The 17,334-nt window shown below is 63.5% G+C and carries 13 protein-coding genes; 6 read left to right on the top strand and 7 right to left on the bottom strand.

Features of this window, described 5'->3' with window-relative positions; genetic code table 11:
* From AC52Q4_RS11420 to AC52Q4_RS11430, 3 genes are all read right to left on the bottom strand, one after another.
* Nucleotides 1-639, bottom strand: a 639-nt coding sequence (locus AC52Q4_RS11420) for a lipid-binding SYLF domain-containing protein (protein ID WP_495536921.1), incomplete at its 3' end; no start/stop codon positions are given.
* A gap of 379 nt (nt 640-1,018) precedes the next feature.
* Nucleotides 1,019-1,813 carry an exodeoxyribonuclease III gene (locus tag AC52Q4_RS11425; RefSeq protein WP_495536922.1) on the bottom strand — a complete coding sequence of 265 codons (795 nt, stop codon included), beginning with the start codon at nt 1,811-1,813 and terminating at the stop codon, nt 1,019-1,021.
* Nucleotides 1,814-1,886: 73 nt separating this feature from the next.
* The gene (locus tag AC52Q4_RS11430; protein WP_495536923.1) at nt 1,887-3,077 is read right to left on the bottom strand and encodes an acetyl-CoA C-acyltransferase family protein; all 1,191 of its coding nucleotides are present in this window, start codon (nt 3,075-3,077) and stop codon (nt 1,887-1,889) included.
* Between the two features lie 362 nt (nt 3,078-3,439).
* Between AC52Q4_RS11430 and icd the strand changes: the two genes are divergently transcribed.
* The 5 genes from icd to AC52Q4_RS11455 all read left to right on the top strand — a co-directional run bounded on the left by icd (nt 3,440) and on the right by AC52Q4_RS11455 (nt 11,169).
* Complete coding sequence (icd, locus tag AC52Q4_RS11435) at nt 3,440-5,200, top strand: isocitrate dehydrogenase (NADP(+)) (RefSeq protein ID WP_495536924.1); 1,761 nt, start codon at nt 3,440-3,442, stop codon at nt 5,198-5,200.
* A 67-nt stretch (nt 5,201-5,267) separates the two neighbouring features.
* Nucleotides 5,268-7,910, top strand: coding sequence for a phosphoenolpyruvate carboxylase (gene ppc / locus AC52Q4_RS11440; protein WP_495536925.1), 2,643 nt, complete (start codon nt 5,268-5,270; stop codon nt 7,908-7,910).
* Nucleotides 7,911-7,991: 81 nt separating this feature from the next.
* Nucleotides 7,992-8,639, top strand: a complete 648-nt coding sequence (gene pyrE, locus AC52Q4_RS11445; RefSeq protein WP_495536926.1) for an orotate phosphoribosyltransferase — start codon at nt 7,992-7,994, stop codon at nt 8,637-8,639.
* 97 nt (nt 8,640-8,736) lie between these two features.
* Nucleotides 8,737-9,369, top strand: coding sequence for a DUF4124 domain-containing protein (locus tag AC52Q4_RS11450; RefSeq protein WP_495536927.1), 633 nt, complete (start codon nt 8,737-8,739; stop codon nt 9,367-9,369).
* Between the two features lie 66 nt (nt 9,370-9,435).
* Nucleotides 9,436-11,169 carry a potassium/proton antiporter gene (locus tag AC52Q4_RS11455; protein ID WP_495536928.1) on the top strand — a complete coding sequence of 578 codons (1,734 nt, stop codon included), beginning with the start codon at nt 9,436-9,438 and terminating at the stop codon, nt 11,167-11,169.
* Nucleotides 11,170-11,204: 35 nt separating this feature from the next.
* Here the strand turns inward: AC52Q4_RS11455 and argB are convergent, their stop codons facing one another.
* From argB to coaBC, 4 genes are all read right to left on the bottom strand, one after another.
* On the bottom strand, nt 11,205-12,128 hold the full coding sequence (gene argB / locus AC52Q4_RS11460) for an acetylglutamate kinase (RefSeq protein ID WP_495536929.1): 924 nt from the start codon (nt 12,126-12,128) through the stop codon (nt 11,205-11,207).
* Nucleotides 12,125-14,647, bottom strand: coding sequence for a phosphomannomutase/phosphoglucomutase (locus AC52Q4_RS11465; protein WP_495536930.1), 2,523 nt, complete (start codon nt 14,645-14,647; stop codon nt 12,125-12,127). The genes argB and AC52Q4_RS11465 overlap by 4 nt, the downstream gene beginning before the upstream one ends.
* A gap of 106 nt (nt 14,648-14,753) precedes the next feature.
* Complete coding sequence (dut, locus tag AC52Q4_RS11470; RefSeq protein WP_495536931.1) at nt 14,754-15,209, bottom strand: dUTP diphosphatase; 456 nt, start codon at nt 15,207-15,209, stop codon at nt 14,754-14,756.
* Nucleotides 15,175-16,401: a bifunctional phosphopantothenoylcysteine decarboxylase/phosphopantothenate--cysteine ligase CoaBC gene (coaBC, locus tag AC52Q4_RS11475; RefSeq protein WP_495536932.1), complete on the bottom strand. Its 1,227-nt coding sequence runs from the start codon at nt 16,399-16,401 to the stop codon at nt 15,175-15,177. The genes dut and coaBC overlap by 35 nt, the downstream gene beginning before the upstream one ends.
* 256 nt (nt 16,402-16,657) lie before the next feature.
* Between coaBC and radC the strand changes: the two genes are divergently transcribed.
* Entirely contained in the window at nt 16,658-17,332 is a 675-nt protein-coding gene (radC, locus tag AC52Q4_RS11480) for a RadC family protein (protein ID WP_495536933.1), read from the top strand.
* The last annotated feature ends 2 nt before the right edge of the window (nt 17,333-17,334 follow it).

The following is a 17,334-nucleotide window of genomic DNA, read 5'->3' on the forward strand; positions in this document are numbered from 1 at the left end:
GTTTTTTAGGTCAAAACCGTAGCCATATACCTGTCTGTTCTTATTATCGTTTATTATAATTGTGGCGCCTTCGATGTCGGCGCCGGCAAATAAGCCTTTCGATCTTTGTTGATAAGCGACAACTGAATCCGGTTTAATGAAAATCTCTTTATAGGCGGTTAATGTTCCGGCTGTGACTTCAATATCGGCGCCTAGCTCGACTTTTCCCTTCGCGAGCAAATCGAGGCCTTGGTCCATGAACAAAAGGACAAGCTCCGTCGATTCTATCCCTAGTTGAGGCCCGACACTCACGGTTGATAAACCGAAGAAAATCGGCGCGGACCATTGATGTTTGTCGATTCTGCAGCTCACAATACCGTTGCCATAGCTACCGGCCACCACCAAACCCAGCCTCAGTCGGCTTGGAACGACGGCGATACACCGACTGGCCCGAATAAGGATATCTGCAATATGGCGCTTGGAGCGCTGCTTCATTTCATCATCGAGAACTTGTGCAGCAGCTGTCGCTACTGCGTCGACGTCAGGTTGACCGGTCTCGTTGGTGTCTGAATTTTGCTTGGAGCGGTGACCTGTCGTGGCGATTCCGGATACAGCCAACAGCACAATTAAGGATGCAATGGAAAGGATCCTGTGCTGCATGGATTACAATGCTCCCTTCGTTTTTTTGCACACGCCAAGCAGCTGGCTGCCCAGGAACTCGAGAGCCGATAGGCTCGTGCCGGCGTTCGTTGTGCGATGGTGTACCCCGGCGCAATTTATATTTTTACCTAGCTCATCCGCATAGGCTGCGCACGCAGACGGTGAGCGTACACGCCTTTTTCCGCTTGCGTTGAAGGCTTGTTTTTTCAGCGAGTGCGCGGAATGCTCCACGGTAGCGCAGTGCTCCGCAGTTCGCATGCGGCCACGCGCTGCGTTCTCAGCGCCTCGCAAAGCAATACCAGTCCCGTAGCCTTCGGTTGCGGGTACACCGGCGCTTTGGTTAGATCCGCACAATGCGTTCCGGACGCTCGCTTTCCCGTCATCCCGCCGGGAATTCCCAATCGTAGCTGAGCGTCAGCGGCGCATGATCGGAGAAGCGCTCGGCGGTATAGATCTCGGCGCTCTGTACGCGCTCGCAGAGGTCCGGGGTGATGACATGATAGTCGATGCGCCATCCGGTGTTATTGTCCCAGGCGCGGCCGCGAAATGACCACCAGGTGTATTGCTCGGCTTGCGGATTCACAAGCCGGAAGGCGTCCACGAAGCCGGCCTCGTCGAACAGCCGGTCGAGCCAGGCGCGTTCCTCCGGCAGGAAGCCCGAATTCTTCTGGTTGGAGCGCCAGTTTTTGAGGTCGATCGGCTTGTGCGCGATGTTCAGATCGCCGCAAATGATGTACTCGCGCGCACCCGGCCCGCGCAGCGACTTGAGATGCTCGAGAAAGGGCTCCATGAAGGCGTACTTGAAGTCCTGGCGCTCCGCGCCGGAAGTCCCCGAGGGCATGTAAAGCGAGACCACCGAGAGCCTGCCGAAACGCGCTTCCAGCCACCGCCCCTCGCGGTCGATCTCCGGCCAGCCAAGACCCATCCGGATCTCGTCCGGCTCGCGTCGGCTGTAGAGGGCGACGCCGCTGTAGCCGCGCTTCTGCGCGTCGTGAAAGAAGGCGTGGTAGCCTTGCGGGAAGAACACGTCGTTGCCATCGAGCTGCGCGCGCTGGGCTTTGGTTTCCTGCACGCAGAGCACATCCGGGCGCTCGCGGGCGAGCCAGTCGAAGAAGCCCTTGCGGGCGGCGGCGCGGATGCCGTTGAGATTCAGCGTGGTGATCTTCAGCGTCATACCGCACTCACCGCCGGTGCTCAACGCCTGTTAGGCGCTCGTCGCCCGCGCAGCGCATCGCGAAAAGCCGTCGCTACAGGCGCTCGAACAGCGCAGCGATTCCCTGCCCGCCTCCGATACACATGGTCACGACGGCATAGCGGCCGTTACGGCGGTGCAGCTCATAGAGCGCCTTGACGGTCAGGATGGCGCCGGTCGCGCCAATGGGGTGACCGAGAGAAATGCCGCTGCCGTTTGGATTCACTCTTTGCGCATCGAGCTCCAGGTCCTGGCTCACCGCGAGCGCCTGGGCTGCGAAGGCTTCGTTGATTTCCCAGACATCGACCTGATCGCGGGCAACGCCGGTTTTCTCCAGCAGCTTGCGCACGGCCGGGACCGGGCCGATGCCCATGTACTTGGGCTCGACGGCGGCCACGGTGCCCCCGACCAGTCGGCCGAGTGGGCGGAGATTGCGCGCTTCGGCGCTGCCGCGTTCCATCAGTACGACGGCCGCGGCCCCGTCGTTCAACGTGGAGGCATTGCCGGCGGTCACCGTGCCGCCGTCCGGTTTGAAAACCGGCCTCATGGTCGCCATCTTGGCCGGGTCGACCTCGCGGCGAGGGCCCTGGTCGGTGTCCACCGTCACCGAGCCTTTACGCCCTTTGACCTCGATGGGCAGGATTTGGTCACGAAAATAGCCGTTGTCGATGGCATGGCTCGCCCGGCGATGGCTTTCCAGGGCCAATTCGTCCTGTGCCTCGCGGGAGATGCCCCACCGGGCGGCGACATTCTCGGCCGTGATCCCCATGTGGCAGCGATCGAAGGGGTCGGTCAAGGCGCCCACCATGGCGTCGACCAGGGAACCATCGCCCATGCGCTGTCCCCAGCGCCCACTGGGGATCCAGTACGGGGCTCGAGACATGGACTCGCCACCGCCGCCGACGGCGCAGTCCGTATCACCAAGCTGGATGTAGCTCGCCGCGGTCAGAATGGCCTGCAGGCCGCTGCCGCAGAGGCGGTTCAGGGTCAAGGCCGGCGTCTCGACCGGGAGTCCGGCGTTGACGCTCGCCACGCGGGCCAGATACATATCGCGGGGCTCGCTATGAATGACGTTGCCGAGCACGGTGTGGCCGACGCTCCCTGCTTCGATCCCGGCGCGACTGACGGCTTCGCGGACTACCGAGGCGGTGAGATCGCCCAATGGGACGTCCTTGAGATCACCGCCATAGCTTCCGATAGGAGTTCGTGCTCCGCTCAGCACGACGACCTCACGTGTGTTGCTCATGTTTTCCTACCCTGGTCGGATCGAAGTGGGCCAGCCCCTGCCCGCTGGATGCTGCGGGGCAACAAAAAAATGATTCTAGTCGCCGCTCCACTTGATTGCCAGCGCTCGCGAGCGGCTAGCCGCCTTCAAGATCGATCCCGCGGCCGCAAGGGCTTGTCTTGATTGGTGCCGGTACCTCAGCCAAAATATAGCAACCATACGGGGCGGAGCGCCCCGGGATTGCCCTACCCGGTCATGCCAGCGCCGCCTTTCCCTGCATGTGCTGCCCCTTTTCGCCGAGTGTCCGTGACGATGTCAACTCAAGCCCTAAGTCCGCGGCTGGCGTATGCTCGGGCATGGTCGATGAGGAATAAGGAGGAGCGATGTATCAACATATCCAATACCCGGAAGGCGGCGAAAAAATCACCGTGGTCGACGGCAAGTTGCACATTCCGGACCAGCCCGTCATCGGCTACGTCGAGGGCGACGGGATCGGCCCCGACATCACCGGCGCCTGCCTGCGCATCTGGGATGCCGCCGTGGCACAGGCCTATGCCGGCAAGCGCAGGATCTTCTGGTGCGAGCTCTATATGGGCGAGAAGGCGGCCGGATTGTATGAGGGTGAATATTTCCCGCAGGAAACCGAGACGGCGCTGCGGGATCTCATCGTCTCCATCAAAGGGCCCCTGACGACGCCGGTCGGCGGGGGTTACCGTTCTTTGAACGTGGCCCTGCGTCAAAAGCTCGATCTCTACGCCTGCGTACGACCGGTACGCCACTACGAGGGGGTGCCCTCGCCCCTGCGCAAGCCCGAGGACGTGGACGTGGTGATCTTTCGGGAGAACACGGAGGACGTCTACGCCGGTATCGAATATCAATCCGGCACTGCCGAGAACAAGAAGCTTGCTGCTTTCCTGCGCGAGGAAATGGCCGCGAGCTTCTTCGACGATGCCGGGCTCGGAGTCAAGCCCATCAGCCCGTTCGGCAGCAAGCGTCTGGTCCGCAAGGCCATTCAGTACGCCGTGGACAACAACCGCGAGAGCGTCACCCTCGTCCACAAGGGCAACATCATGAAGTATACGGAGGGCGCGTTCCGTACCTGGGGTTACGAGGTGGCGCGGGATACCTTCGGTGACGTCACCATCACCGAGGAGGAGCTTTACTCCATTTACGGAGGTAAGCGGCCTGCGGGGAAAATCGTCATCAAGGACCGGATCGCCGATATTATTTTTCAGCTCATGCTGCTGCGCCCGAACGAATTCGATGTCCTGGCTACCATGAATTTGAACGGTGATTACCTCTCCGACGCGGTGGCCGCGGAGGCGGGCGGTGTCGGTATCGCGCCGGGCGCCAATATGGGCGATTACGTGGCCGTTTTCGAGGCGACGCACGGCACGGCGCCCAAACACGCCAATCAGGATAAGGTCAATCCCGGTTCCCTGCTGTTCTCCGGCGTGATGATGCTGGAGTATCTGGGCTGGCCCGAGGCTGCGGATCTTATCCGGGCCGCCTATCAGCGGGTCGTGAGCGCCAAGATCGTGACCTATGATTTTGCTCGCCAGATCGAGGGTGCCACGGAGGTAAAAACCAGTCAGTTCGCCGATGCGCTGATCGAGGAGATGCAGGGCAAGATAGACCTTGCCAAGTATCAGCAGGAGCGCATGGAGGCGATTGAGCAGGACCGCAGGATTCGCGAGCTGCGTCGCGTGTCCACGCCTCTCGAGGAGATGATCGCCTCCGGGCGTACGCCACACACGGTCGGGGATCTGATGAACCCGAGCCCCATCAGCGTACCGGCGGACACGCTGGTCGAAGACGCCATGCACCTGATGCGCGAGAAGCGAATCGGCAGCGTGATCACTCACCCGGAGACGGGCGGCCAGTGGGGCATCATGACGCAGCGCGACGTTATTTCGCGCATTGTCTCGGCGAACCGCCAGCCGCGTAGCGTGAAGGTCAGTGAGGTGGCGAGCAAGCCGCTCATTACCGTTCCAGTCGACATGTCGCTGCACGATTGCGCTGATAAGATGAGCAGCCACAATATACGGCGCGTGGTGGTGATCGACCATAACGAGCAACCCATCGGCATCATTTCCGATACTGATATCTTCGCCAGCGTCGAGCAGTTCGGAATGCCGGAGTAATCAGCGTCCCAGCGCGGCCGCTGTCGTCACGGCACCGGCCGCAGCGGGGCGCAAGGCAGGAGCCTATATGCAGGAGAAGAGTACCGATCTCCCGCTGCGCGAGGATATCAGGCAGCTGGGGGGGCTGCTGGGCAGTACGCTCTACGAGCAGGACGGCGAGGAGCTCTATAACACCGTCGAGGAGATCCGTCGGCTGGCAAAGGACGCGCGTGCCGGCGTCGACGGGGCGGCGGAGCAGCTCAGCAGCATGCTCGCCGGTCTGGATGACGACATGATCATGCCCGTGGTGCGGGCGTTCTCCAACTTTCTGAACCTGGCCAATATCGCCGAGCAGCATCATCGCATACGTCGCAGCCGTGCCTGGCTGCGTGATCCGCAGTCCGCCCCGCTGCGCGGTTCGCTGGAGGAGGCGTTTCAGCGGCTCGTCGAGGAGGTCGATCCGCAGGTGCTCTACGAAGCGGTGTGCCGCCTCAAGATCGAGCTCGTTTTGACCGCGCATCCCACAGAGGTCACGCGGCGCAGCCTGCTACAGAAATACAACCGCATCGCTGACCTGCTGGATCAGCAGGATCGCCTGGATCCGACCCCGGAGGAGATCGAGGAGGTGCACCAGGCGCTCAAGCGCGAGATCACGGCGGCCTGGCACACCGACGAGATCCGGCGCCGCCGGCCATCCCCGGTCGACGAGGCGCGCTGGGGCCTGGCCGTGATCGAGCAGACGCTGTGGGACGTGATTCCGCGGTATATGCGCCGGCTCGATAAGATGCTCAAGCGTAAGACCGGCTACAATCTGCCGCTCGATCTCGCCCCGATCCGGTTCGGCTCCTGGATGGGCGGGGATCGCGACGGCAACCCCCGGGTGACCGCCCGCGTGACGCGGGAGGTCTGCCTGCTCAATCGCTGGATGGCCGTCGAACTCTATGAGCGCGAGCTCAATCAGCTCATATCCGAGCTCTCGCTGCAATGCATGGATGATGATTTACGCAAGCTCGTCCCGGGGCGCTGGGAACCGTATCGAGCGTTGCTCAAACGAGTGCGGGCGCGCTTGCGCATCACCCGCAGCTGGATCGAGGCCCGTTTGGAAGGTCGGCACCCTCCCGATGGCGAGATTTTGATCGAGACCAGCGATCTGAAAGCGCCGTTGCTTGCCTGCTACCATTCGCTGCAGCGTTGCGGTGCCGGAGTCGCCGCCGACGGTCGGCTGTTGGACCTCATACGTCGCGTATCGGTGTTCGGCCTCACGCTGATGCGGGTCGATGTCCGCCAGGAGGCAAGCCGCCACGTCAATACCCTCGATGCAATTACCCGCGAGCTTGGCTTGGGCAGCTATGCCGAGTGGACGGAGGCGCAGCGCCACGATTTCCTCATCCAGGAGCTCAACAGCCGCAGGCCGCTGATACCTCAAGATTTCGAGCCGAGCGAGGAGGTGCGCGAAGTCCTGGACACGTTCCAGATGATGGCGGAGACGTCCGCGGATTCCTTGGGAGCGTATGTCATCTCCATGGCCTCGCAGCCCTCAGATATTCTTGCCGCGGAGCTGCTCCAGAAAGAGGCCGGCGTTCGGCACTACCTGCGGGTGGTGCCCCTGTTCGAAACCCTCGACGACCTGAACGGCGCCGAGGCTTGTATCGAGCAATTGATGCAGATTCCCTGGTATCGCGAGCGCGTGCAGGGTCATCAGGAAGTGATGATCGGCTATTCGGACTCGGGCAAGGATGCTGGGCATTTGACCGCCGCCTGGACCCTTTACAAGACTCAGGAAAAGCTGGTGGCGGTTGCGAGGCGTCAGGCCATCAAGCTGACCTTATTCCACGGCCGTGGTGGCTCGATCGGCCGCGGCGGCGGCCCGACCCATGCCGCCGTTCTCTCCCTGCCGCCCGGCTCCGTCGATGGTCGGCTGCGGGTCACCGAGCAGGGCGAGGTCATCCAGGCAAAATTCGGATTACCGGGCGTGGCGCTGCGCAATCTCGAGGTGTACACGACCGCCGTGCTGGAAACGAGCTTGCAGCCGGCTCGGCCACTGTTGCCGACATGGCGGGAAGCCATGGACCGGCTTGCACAGGTCGCTAAAGCTACCTATCGCGGCCTGGTCCGCGACGATCCCGACTTCATTGACTACTTTCGCCACGCCACCCCGGAGCATGAGATCAGTATGTTGACCATCGGCAGCCGGCCCGCCCGCCGTGCTCCGACGCACGGGGTGGAGAGCCTGCGGGCGATACCGTGGATTTTCGCTTGGACGCAGACGCGATTGCTGTTGCCGGCGTGGTTTGGCGTCGGGGAGTCGCTGCAGCGGGCATTGGACTCGGGAGAGGCCGAATTACTCAAGCGTATGTACCAGGAGTGGCCGTTCTTCCAGACGTTCCTGGATATGGTGGAGATGGTATTGGCCAAGGGGGATACCTCGGTCGCCGCTTGGTACGACAGACGCCTGGTTCCCGAGGAGTTCCAGGCGGTGGGCGAGTACCTGCGCGGGCAGTTCGACAAAACACTGCGCGCCGTGCTGGAAATCACCGAACACCAGCAGCCGCTGGACGACTTTCCCGTCGCACAGCGTTCCGTGGTGGTGCGCAACCCCTACGTCGACCCGCTGAATCTGCTGCAGGTGGAGCTGCTTTACCGGGTCCGTCACGGCAAGGAGGAAAATCTACGCAAGGCATTAATGGTGTGCATCAACGGCATCGCGGCCGGAATGCGCAATACGGGCTAGCCCGTCCCGCGGGCGACGGCTTTCCTTGCCCGGCGAGGCGAGCAAGTCGTCAACCCGCGCTGAAGGAATACGGATCAGTGCATGCTCGATTATCAGAGAGAGTTCATACAATTCGCTCTAGAGCACAGAATTCTGCGTTTCGGTGAGTTTATCCTCAAATCGGGCCGTCGCAGCCCCTACTTTTTCAACGCCGGAGGCTTCGCCACGGGGCGCTCGCTCGCCGAGGCGGGGCGGTATTACGCCCGGGCGATAGTCAACGCCGATATCCGCTTCGATATGCTCTTCGGTCCGGCCTACAAGGGCATCCCCCTCGTTTGCGCCGCTGCCGTGGCCCTCGCGGAGCAGCATGGCCGGGACGTGCCCTACGCGTTCGATCGCAAGGAGGTAAAGGCACACGGGGAAGGCGGCAGGGTCGTGGGGACCCCGATACACGGGCGCGTTCTGGTGATCGACGACGTCATATCGGCCGGCACCTCCACGCGTGAGGCGGCGGCGCTTATCGCGGCGGAGCAGGGCTCTTTGGCAGGCCTGGTGGTGGCTCTCGACCGTCGGGAACGGGGTCAGGGCAGCGTCGCGGCGGCTGCGGAGATTGAAGCGGACTACGGCGTGCCTACTGCCGCCGTCATTACGTTGGATACTCTGATCGAATATCTCACAGGGCAAGGAGGCCGGAGCAAGGAGCTTGCCGCCATGCAGGCCTACCGCGAGGCCTACGGGGTCGATTACTGAAGGCCGGCAAGCGGTGCGTCGGGGTATCCGCAAGGCGCCGATGAGCGAGCGGGGTTTGCGTAGGACTACCTTAGGCAGTTGGATGATCAAGCGCGGCGTGTCTTTGCTTATAATCGGCCTTTGGCTGTCGAGTTCCGCGGGGGCGGCTCAATTCTACAAATGGGTGGACGAGCAGGGGCGGGTTCATTACAGCGACGCCGTCCCGCCCGAGGCGGCCGGCCAACAGCGCGAGGTCAAGTCATCGAGCGGCGAGACGGTTCAAACCATCGAGCCGCCGCCGACGCGCGAGCAATTGGACGCCAAGCAACGCGAGCATGAAACGGCCCAACGAGCCGAGCGTCGCCGACGCGCGCAAGCGGAATACGATCGGACACTGCTGCTCACATTCTCGAGTGCGCAGGAGATAAGGGCGGCCCGTGAGGATCGCCTGCGGGCGATCAGCGCACAAATCGAGCTCAGCCGGAAACGCCTGGAGAAACTTCAGGCGCGGTTGCAGGCGCAACGGCGTAAGGCCGTGCGCATCGAGCGCACCGGTCGCGGCGAGCCCACGGCGGTCTATGCCCAGATCGCGCAGCTACAACGGCATATCGACGAGAACGAGGCATTCATCGAACGCAAGCGCGCGGAGCAGGAGCAGACGCGCCAGGATTTCGCCCGCCATCTCTCGCGCTACCGCGAGCTGATGGCGGCAAGGGAAGACAAAGCCCGCGAGCAGCATAAAAACCCCTGAAAAGAAAAAGGAGGTCCGCTCCTAGCCCGTCCAGTCACGGTTTACCGGCGTGACGGCAGCGGAAACATGGCGTATACCGATCAGTTCGTCTTTTTCGCCGGCTTCCTTCTGACGTTGAGCATCCTCGCGAGCATACCCGCCGAGCGCAGCGGTGTTCCGGTGTTGGTGGTGTTTTTGGCCTTGGGTATGCTGGCGGGCGAGCAGGGCCCCGGCGGGATCCAGTTCGAGGACGTGGCCAGCGCCCATTTACTGGGTACGCTCGCGCTCGCCGTCATTCTATTCGACGGCGGACTGCACACGCCGTTTGCGAGCTTTCGTACGGGGCTTGGGCCCGGGTTGAGCCTTGCAACCGTCGGCGTATTGGGTACGGCACTCGTTACCGCCGCCTGCGTGGTGTTGCTCTTCGGCGATTCCTGGCTGAACGCGCTGTTGCTGGTGGCGATTATTAGCTCGACCGATGCCGCGGCGGTGTTCTATCTGCTGCGTGCCCGCGGTCTGGAGCTTCATCCTCGAGTTCGCAACACACTGGAGATCGAATCCGGGGTCAACGATCCGGTTGCGATTTTTCTGACCATCGTCCTGATCGAATGGGTGTTGCAGCAGCAGGCGAGCACCGCCGGGTTAGCGGTGGTTTTTGTCGAGCAGATGGTCGGTGGTGCGGTGTTGGGTGCCGGGGGCGGGGCGCTGCTCACGTGGGTGGTCAACCGGCTGCCGCTGCCGCCGAGCCTCTACCCGCTGCTCGCGCTCTCGGGCGGGCTGCTGACCTATGGCATGAGTGCGCAACTCGGGGGAAGCGGCTTTCTTGCCGCCTATCTTGCCGGCCTTATCCTCGGTAATCGGGCCCGCTCGGCGCGGCGCAGCATCCAACGCTTTCATGACGGCATCGCCTGGCTTTGCCAGATCGGGCTTTTTCTCATGCTGGGGCTGCTGGTCACGCCTAGCGATCTGCTCGCGGTGGCGCCCAAGGCGTTCGTGGTGGCCGGCGCCATTATCCTGCTGGGCCGTCCGCTCGCGGTGGCGGTTTGCCTGCTGCCGTTTCGCTTTCCCTGGCGTCAGGTGCTGTTCATCAGCTGGGTGGGAATTCGCGGCGCGGTGCCGATCGTGCTCAGTTTGTTTCCGGTGATCGCGGGGGTGACGGGCGCGGCGGCCGATTTCAATGTCGTTTTTTTCATCGTCTTGATTTCCTTGCTGTTGCAAGGATGGACCGTCGCACCGCTCGCCCGCTTGCTGGGCTTGCAGCTGCCGCGCCTGCACCCGGACGCCCGGCGGATCGATCTGGGTATCCCCAGCGACCATGAATTGGTGATCTGTGAGCTGCCGCCGGAATGTCCGGCGCTGAACGCCACCCTGGAAGCGCTGCGACCGCCGGATGGCGTGCAGCTGCTGGCGCTGGTGCGCGAAGGCCGTCCCGTGGCCATGACGCCGCAGCGCGCCCTCGAAGCTCGGGACCTGCTCTATCTGTTGGTAGCCTATGCCGATCCGGCGGTACAGGAGCGCTTCAATCATTGGCTCGACGATATGGGCACGCGGCAGCCGGAGAGCCAACGGCGCTTCTTCGGAGAGTTCACCGTGGATGGCCATTCGGCGATGGCGGACTTCGCCGAGATTTACCTGAGTGATTCGGTGACCGATATCCGGCCCGCCGAGACGATCGGTGATTACCTGAGCCGAAGGCTGTACCAAAAGGCTTCCGAGGGCGACGTGGTGGAACTGGGCAAGGTCGTGCTCGTGGTACGGGAGATGGATTTGCGCCAGATCGTCAAGGTCGGCGTCAAGCTGCCTCGTCCGCCGGCGGCTTAAAGGCGGGCACGCAAGCGGAATCCGAGGCGCCGGCCTCAGGCGGGCGAGCTTGCTTGGCGCTCGCCGTGGATGAGCGTGCCCACGCCCGAATCGGTGAACAGCTCCAAAAGCACGGCGTGCTCCACCCGGCCATCGATAATATGCGCAGAGTGGACGCCGTGTGCTACGGCTTCCAGGGCACAGCGCACCTTGGGCAGCATGCCGCCGTGAATCGTCCGGTCGGCAATCAGTCGTTCTACCCCCTGCAGATCCAGTCCGGTGAGGAGTCGTCCTTCCCGGTCCAGCAAACCGCGGGTATTGGTGAGCAGGACGAGTTTTTCCGCCTGCAGAGTCTCGGCGAGCTTGCCGGCGACCAGATCAGCATTGATGTTGTAGGAGCGTCCGTCCACGCCGACTCCGATGGGAGCGATGACCGGTATGAAGGCGCCGCCGGTCAATATGTCGATCAGCGAGGCGTCGATCCTGTCCACCTCGCCGACGTGGCCAATATCAATGATTTCCGGTTCCTTCTCGGACTCGCCTGGGCGGGTGATGTGCAGCTTGCGGGCTCGTATCAGGCCGCCATCCTTGCCGGTAAGCCCTACGGCACGGCCGCCCTGAGCGCTGATCAGATTGACGATCTCCTTGTTCACCAGGCCGCCGAGCACCATTTCCACCACGTCCATCGTCTCGGCATCAGTTACCCGCATGCCGTCGACGAATTCCGACTCCTTGCCGATGCGCGTCAGTAACCGACCGATCTGAGGGCCGCCGCCGTGCACGACCACGGGATTGAAGCCCACCAGCTTCATCAGCACGATGTCACGGGCAAAGCTTTCTTTGAGGTGTTGATCCACCATGGCATTGCCGCCGTATTTCACGACGAGGGTCTTGCCATGAAAGCGTCGGATATAGGGCAGTGCCTCGGTGAGGACGTGGGCGATCTGGGCCGGGGGCGTGCGGAGTTTCGATGATTTCAAAATGGCAGCTCCAATCCAGGCCGGACCCGCTCGATCAACTCGCGAAAGAGGGTCTCGATGCGCCGCAGCGCCTCGGCATCGTCGCCCTCGAAGCGCCACACCAGGCAGGGCTCGGTGTTGGAGGCTCGTACCAGGCCCCAGCCGTCCGGGAAATCCACCCGCAGGCCGTCGATGGTCGTTACCCGGGCGTCACTGAAGCTCGCCTGCTCGAGCAGCGCGGCGATCAGCCGCTCGGGCTCACCCTCCTCCAGGCTCAGGCGCAGCTCCGGAGTGCTTTCCGCCTCGGGCAGCTGTGCGAAGACCTCGGCGCTCTCGCGTGGGTCCATGGAGAGGATTTCCAGCAGCCGCGCGGCCGCGTAGATTCCGTCGTCGAAGCCATACCAGCGTTCATTGAAGAAGATGTGCCCGCTCATTTCACCCCCGAGGGGCGCCCCCGTCTCGCGCAGCTTGCTTTTGATCAGCGAATGGCCGGTTTTCCAGAGCACGGGCACGCCGGCGGCCTCCGTGATGACATCGGCGAGCCGACTGGAGCATTTGACGTCGAAGACAATGTCCGAGCCCGGGTTGCGGCTGAGTATGTCCTCCGCGAAGAGCATGAGTTGACGATCCGGCCAGATGATCTTGCCCTGATTGTCCACCACGCCGAGCCGATCGCCGTCGCCGTCGAAGGCAAGGCCGAGATCGGCGTGCTCCGCGCGCACGTGCTCGATCAGCGTCTGCAGATTCTCCGGCGTTGTGGGATCCGGGTGGTGATTCGGAAAGTCGCCGTCGACATCGCAGAAAAGCGCCACGACCTCGCAGCCCAGCGCTTGCAGGAGATCCGGGGCGATCGCGCCGGCCACGCCGTTGCCGCAGTCGACCACCACCTTGAACGGACGATGGAGCGCGACATCCTGCAGCACGCGCTCGCGATAAGCGGCCTGAATGTCTCGGCGCTCGATACTGCCGTCACCGGTTGTCAAATCACCGCTCTCGATGCGTCGGCCCAACGCCTGGATGTCCTCGCCGTAAAGCGTCTCCTCACCGAGCATGATCTTGAGGCCATTATATTCCGGCGGATTGTGACTGCCGGTCACGGCGACGCCGCCATGGCTGTCGAAATGGTAAGTGGCGAAGTAAACCAGCGGCGTGGGGACCCGGCCGATATCGATGACGTTACGGCCCGCTGCCGCCAACCCAGCGCACATCGCGGCGGCGAGCTCTTCGCTGGAGTGGCGCCCATCATAGCCCACGATGATTGATTGCTGCCCGCGTGCGGCCGCCTCGCTGCCGATGGCCAACCCAAGCCAATGCACGGTCTCGGGGGTCAGTGTCTTGCCGACCCGACCGCGAATATCGTAGGCGCGAAGAATCGAAGGATCGATGGCGGGTGCCGCTCCGGGATCCGGCGTGGTCGCTGGCGACGGAGCTTCGATCTCGGCCACTTCCATGTGTTGGGCGGGCGATTGGGCCGCCGTCCGCGTGCGATGGCGGCTTGCGCCCTCAGGGATCGCCTCCGGGGTATCGGCTCGTGGCGTGGACGCTGGCGCCCCGCCCGCCGCGGATTTGGCGGGCGCAAGCGCCGCTTGCAGCTCGCGCAAGCGAAGCGGGTAGCGCGCGCGCGGTTCTCCGCCCAGGCTATCCTGGACGAGGCGCGCGAGCGTGCGGGCGTCGGCGCTAAGCGCCTGTCGCAGTCGCACACCGGCCGCGAGGGCAGTAAGCAGGATGAGCAGCATCGCTGCCGCGATAACCGCAAGCACGATAGGCGCCTGCAGGCCGGCCCATGTCTCCGCGCCGTGGGCGCTGACGTATTCAAGCTGCCAGGCGGTGCCGGGCACCGGTACCTGGACGCGCTGACCGGCGGCCTGGCGATTACCCGACTCCAACAGCGTCACCGAGGTGCCGGCGGTGTGCCGTTGGAGGCTGGCCCAGGCCCCGGACGGGGGGGTAAGAAAGCGCAACCAGCGATCAGCGGGAAAGGTCAGCACCAGGGTGCCGAGGGTCTGCTCGGCGGCCCGGACTGGCTCGACCAGGTTGACGTTGGCGCCCGGGCGTCCGGGCAGATGAATTTCCACGGGCGGACGATGTCCTGCCGAAGCCGTTTTGACCATGTCGAGCAAGGCATAGCCGATCGGCGGGTTGGCGTTCGGGTCGGCCGACAAGGTTCCCTCGGGCACGAGCAGCAGGCGGGCGGCCAGTGGAAACGCCGATTGCAGCACCTGCGCGAGCTTGCTCAGAGCCAGCGGGTCGCGCTCGCGCAGGGCGTCTTGCAAGGCCTTGAGGTCGGCTGTTTGTGCGAGCGCCTGCTGCAGCGTGGCGACCTCTTCGGCCAGGTTATGGCTGATCAGCTGTGCCGATTGCCCAGCGGCCTCTTGCCAACGGGCTTGTCTCCCGCGTTGGCTGAGCACCGCGGTAACGATCAGCGAGGCGAGCAGTATGACGATGGTAATCGCCGCCACCGCCAGGAAGTAGCTGGTGACGGCCCTGGAGCCATTCGACCCGGTTGTCTTGGACGCATCCTGCATCTGGGCGCGATTCACCCCATCCTCCTCATAGCCTTGCGCGGGCCGCCTCTCGGCGCTTCATCCAAAACCTGCTCGGGCACGCGCCGGCCAGATCGCGTGTGTGTTTTGCGCTCGTGACGGTCTATAGACGGCCGGAGTGTCCAAAGCCGCGCTCACCGCGCGGGCTGGGATCGAATGCCTCCACTATCTCCAGCGTGGGCCGCGCCACCGGAACGAAAACGAGCTGAGCGATGCGCTCCCCCGGCTCGATAGTGAAAGGCCGCGATCCGCGGTTCCAGCAGGAGACCAGAATCTGGCCCTGATAGTCGGAGTCGATCAGACCCACCAGATTACCGAGCACGATGCCGTGCTTGTGACCCAGGCCGGAACGGGGCAGGATGAGCGCGGCAAAACCCGAATGGCCGATGTGCACGGCGATGCCGGTGGGTAGCAGGTCCGTCTGGCCGGGCTCGAGTGTCAAGGCGGCCTCGATGCACGCACGTAGGTCCAGTCCGGCCGACCCATCCGTGGCGTATTCCGGCAGCGCGAACTCGCTCTCGAGTCTAGGATCGAGGATGCGCAGTTGAACTTTGTGCATGATATCGCTCGCTGATGATGTCGATGAGACGCCGGGCCACCTCGGCTTTTGAAGCTTGAGGGATACTCATGTGCCCCCCTTCCCAGAGAACCTCCAAGGCGTTGCTGGTACTGTCGAAGCCCGTGTCCGGTTGTCCGACCCAGTTGGCGGCGATCATATCGAGTCGTTTATGCCGGCGCTTGTGCTCGGCGTGCTCTACCAGGTGCTCAGTCTCAGCAGCAAAACCCACCGTGAAGGGCCGACCTGCCTCGAGCGTGGCGACTGCATGCACGATATCGGGATTTCGCAGCAAACGTAAGTTGAGCGCCGTCTCCTTCGTCTTGATTTTGTCGGCGCAGAGCGTTTCGGGGCGGTAGTCCGCGACGGCCGCGGCAGCGATAAAGATATCGCAGTCCGCGATGTGCTCCAGAACGGCTGTATGCATCTGCTGGGCCGTTTCCACGTCTTGGCGCTCGATGTCCGCCGCGAGGGGTTCGACGCAGGGACCGGCGATAACGAGGACTCGCGCCCCCGCTTGCCGTGCGGCCGCCGCCAGCGCGAAGCCCATCTTTCCGGAGCTGCGATTGCTGATGAACCGTACCGGGTCGATTGCCTCGCGTGTCGGCCCGGCGGTAATCACGACCCGGCACCCCCGCAATGCGCCCTGCGCCTCGAAGCCGCGCAGCGCGTCCACAATTGCCGTTGGCTCCAGCATGCGCCCGGCGCCCAGCTCGCCGCAGGCCTGGTCACCGCAGTCCGGCCCGAGAAAACGCACGCCGCGCGCGTGGAGCTGCGTTCGGTTGGCCTGGGTCGCCGGATTCTCCCACATTGCCCGGTTCATCGCGGGGGCGAGCACGATGCGCGCTTGTGTGGCCAAGCACAAGGTGGTGAGAAGATCGTCGGCGTGACCGTGGGCCAGCCGCGCCATGAAATCGGCGCTCGTCGGTGCCACCAATACGAGCTCGGCCCAGCGGGCCAGCTCGATATGGCCCATGGCGGCCTCGGCGGCAGGATCCAACAGATCGCAATGCACCGGCTTCCCCGAGACCGCTTGAAAGGTCAGCGGGCGGACGAATTCAGTGGCGGCGCGCGTCATGACCACGCGCACCGCGGCGCCGGACTCGCGCAAGCGTCGCACCAGATCGGGGCTCTTGTAGGCCGCGATGCCGCCGGTTATGCCGAGTAGAATCTGGCGTGCGGGAAGCGCCGACATGGCGGTCATGCTCTCGATCGGTACAAGGACGGTACAGCTTACCCAAAAACGACGGCTTGATTCATCCAACTCGGCGCCGTCGCGATATGGTTGAGCGCAGGCGTCATGGCGGGCGCTTGGCGCGGATCGCCTCCCGGCACGCGGCGGTTCATCTTCGGTCCACCTTATGGCGCTCGGGTCAGGGTGCGGGCGCGTGGCAACGAAGTGTAGAATCGATCCGCGACTTTGCAAGCAAACGGTGACAAGGAGGGTTGCCATGGCGATTACGGATTGGCCGGCGGCCGAGTGGCCGCGCGAGAAACTGCTTCTGCGAGGTGCCCAAGCGCTCTCGGATGCGGAGTTATTGGCGATATTTCTGCGCACCGGTCGTCCTGGGCAGACGGCGGTGGATCTGGCGCGCGACTTGCTTGTCGACTTCGGGGGGCTGCGCGCTTTGCTTGAGGCGACGTTGAGCCGCTTTTGCGCGCGCGGCGGGCTGGGGCCGGCCAAGTTCGCACAGCTTCAGGCGGTTTTGGAGATGGGCCGACGTCATCTGGGCGAGCGGCTACAGCGTGGTGACACTTTTGGCTCTCCCGAGGATACCCGACGCTTTCTGCAGACCCGCCTGCGAGCGTATCCGTGCGAGGTCTTCGGTTGCCTGTTTCTCGATAACCGCAATCGTTTGATTGCTTTCGAGGAGCTGTTTCGTGGCACGATCGATGCCGCTAGCGTCTACCCGCGGGAAGTCGTCCGGCGGGCTCTGGAGTGCAATGCCGCGGCACTGATCGTCGCCCACAATCATCCTTCGGGCGTCGCGGAGCCGAGCCGGGCCGATGCCGTATTGACCCGACGACTGCGGGAGGCGCTGGCGCTGGTTGACATCCGGCTGCTGGACCATTTCGTCGTGGGCGACGGCGAGGTGACTTCACTGGCCGAGCGCGGCTTGCTCTGAGA

The sequence above is a fragment of the Nitrococcus sp. genome (assembly GCF_059432795.1).

What these genes read in the sequence shown, in the direction of transcription:
- pyrE (WP_495536926.1), top strand. Translation starts at nt 7,992, where the DNA reads ATGCTCGATTATCAGAGAGAGTTCATACAATTCGCTCTAGAGCACAGA.
- AC52Q4_RS11455 (WP_495536928.1), top strand. Translation starts at nt 9,436, where the DNA reads ATGGCGTATACCGATCAGTTCGTCTTTTTCGCCGGCTTCCTTCTGACG.
- coaBC (WP_495536932.1), bottom strand. Translation starts at nt 16,401, where the DNA reads ATGTCGGCGCTTCCCGCACGCCAGATTCTACTCGGCATAACCGGCGGC.
- ppc (WP_495536925.1), top strand. Translation starts at nt 5,268, where the DNA reads ATGCAGGAGAAGAGTACCGATCTCCCGCTGCGCGAGGATATCAGGCAG.
- radC (WP_495536933.1), top strand. Translation starts at nt 16,658, where the DNA reads ATGGCGATTACGGATTGGCCGGCGGCCGAGTGGCCGCGCGAGAAACTG.
- AC52Q4_RS11425 (WP_495536922.1), bottom strand. Translation starts at nt 1,813, where the DNA reads ATGACGCTGAAGATCACCACGCTGAATCTCAACGGCATCCGCGCCGCC.
- icd (WP_495536924.1), top strand. Translation starts at nt 3,440, where the DNA reads ATGTATCAACATATCCAATACCCGGAAGGCGGCGAAAAAATCACCGTG.
- dut (WP_495536931.1), bottom strand. Translation starts at nt 15,209, where the DNA reads ATGCACAAAGTTCAACTGCGCATCCTCGATCCTAGACTCGAGAGCGAG.
- AC52Q4_RS11430 (WP_495536923.1), bottom strand. Translation starts at nt 3,077, where the DNA reads ATGAGCAACACACGTGAGGTCGTCGTGCTGAGCGGAGCACGAACTCCT.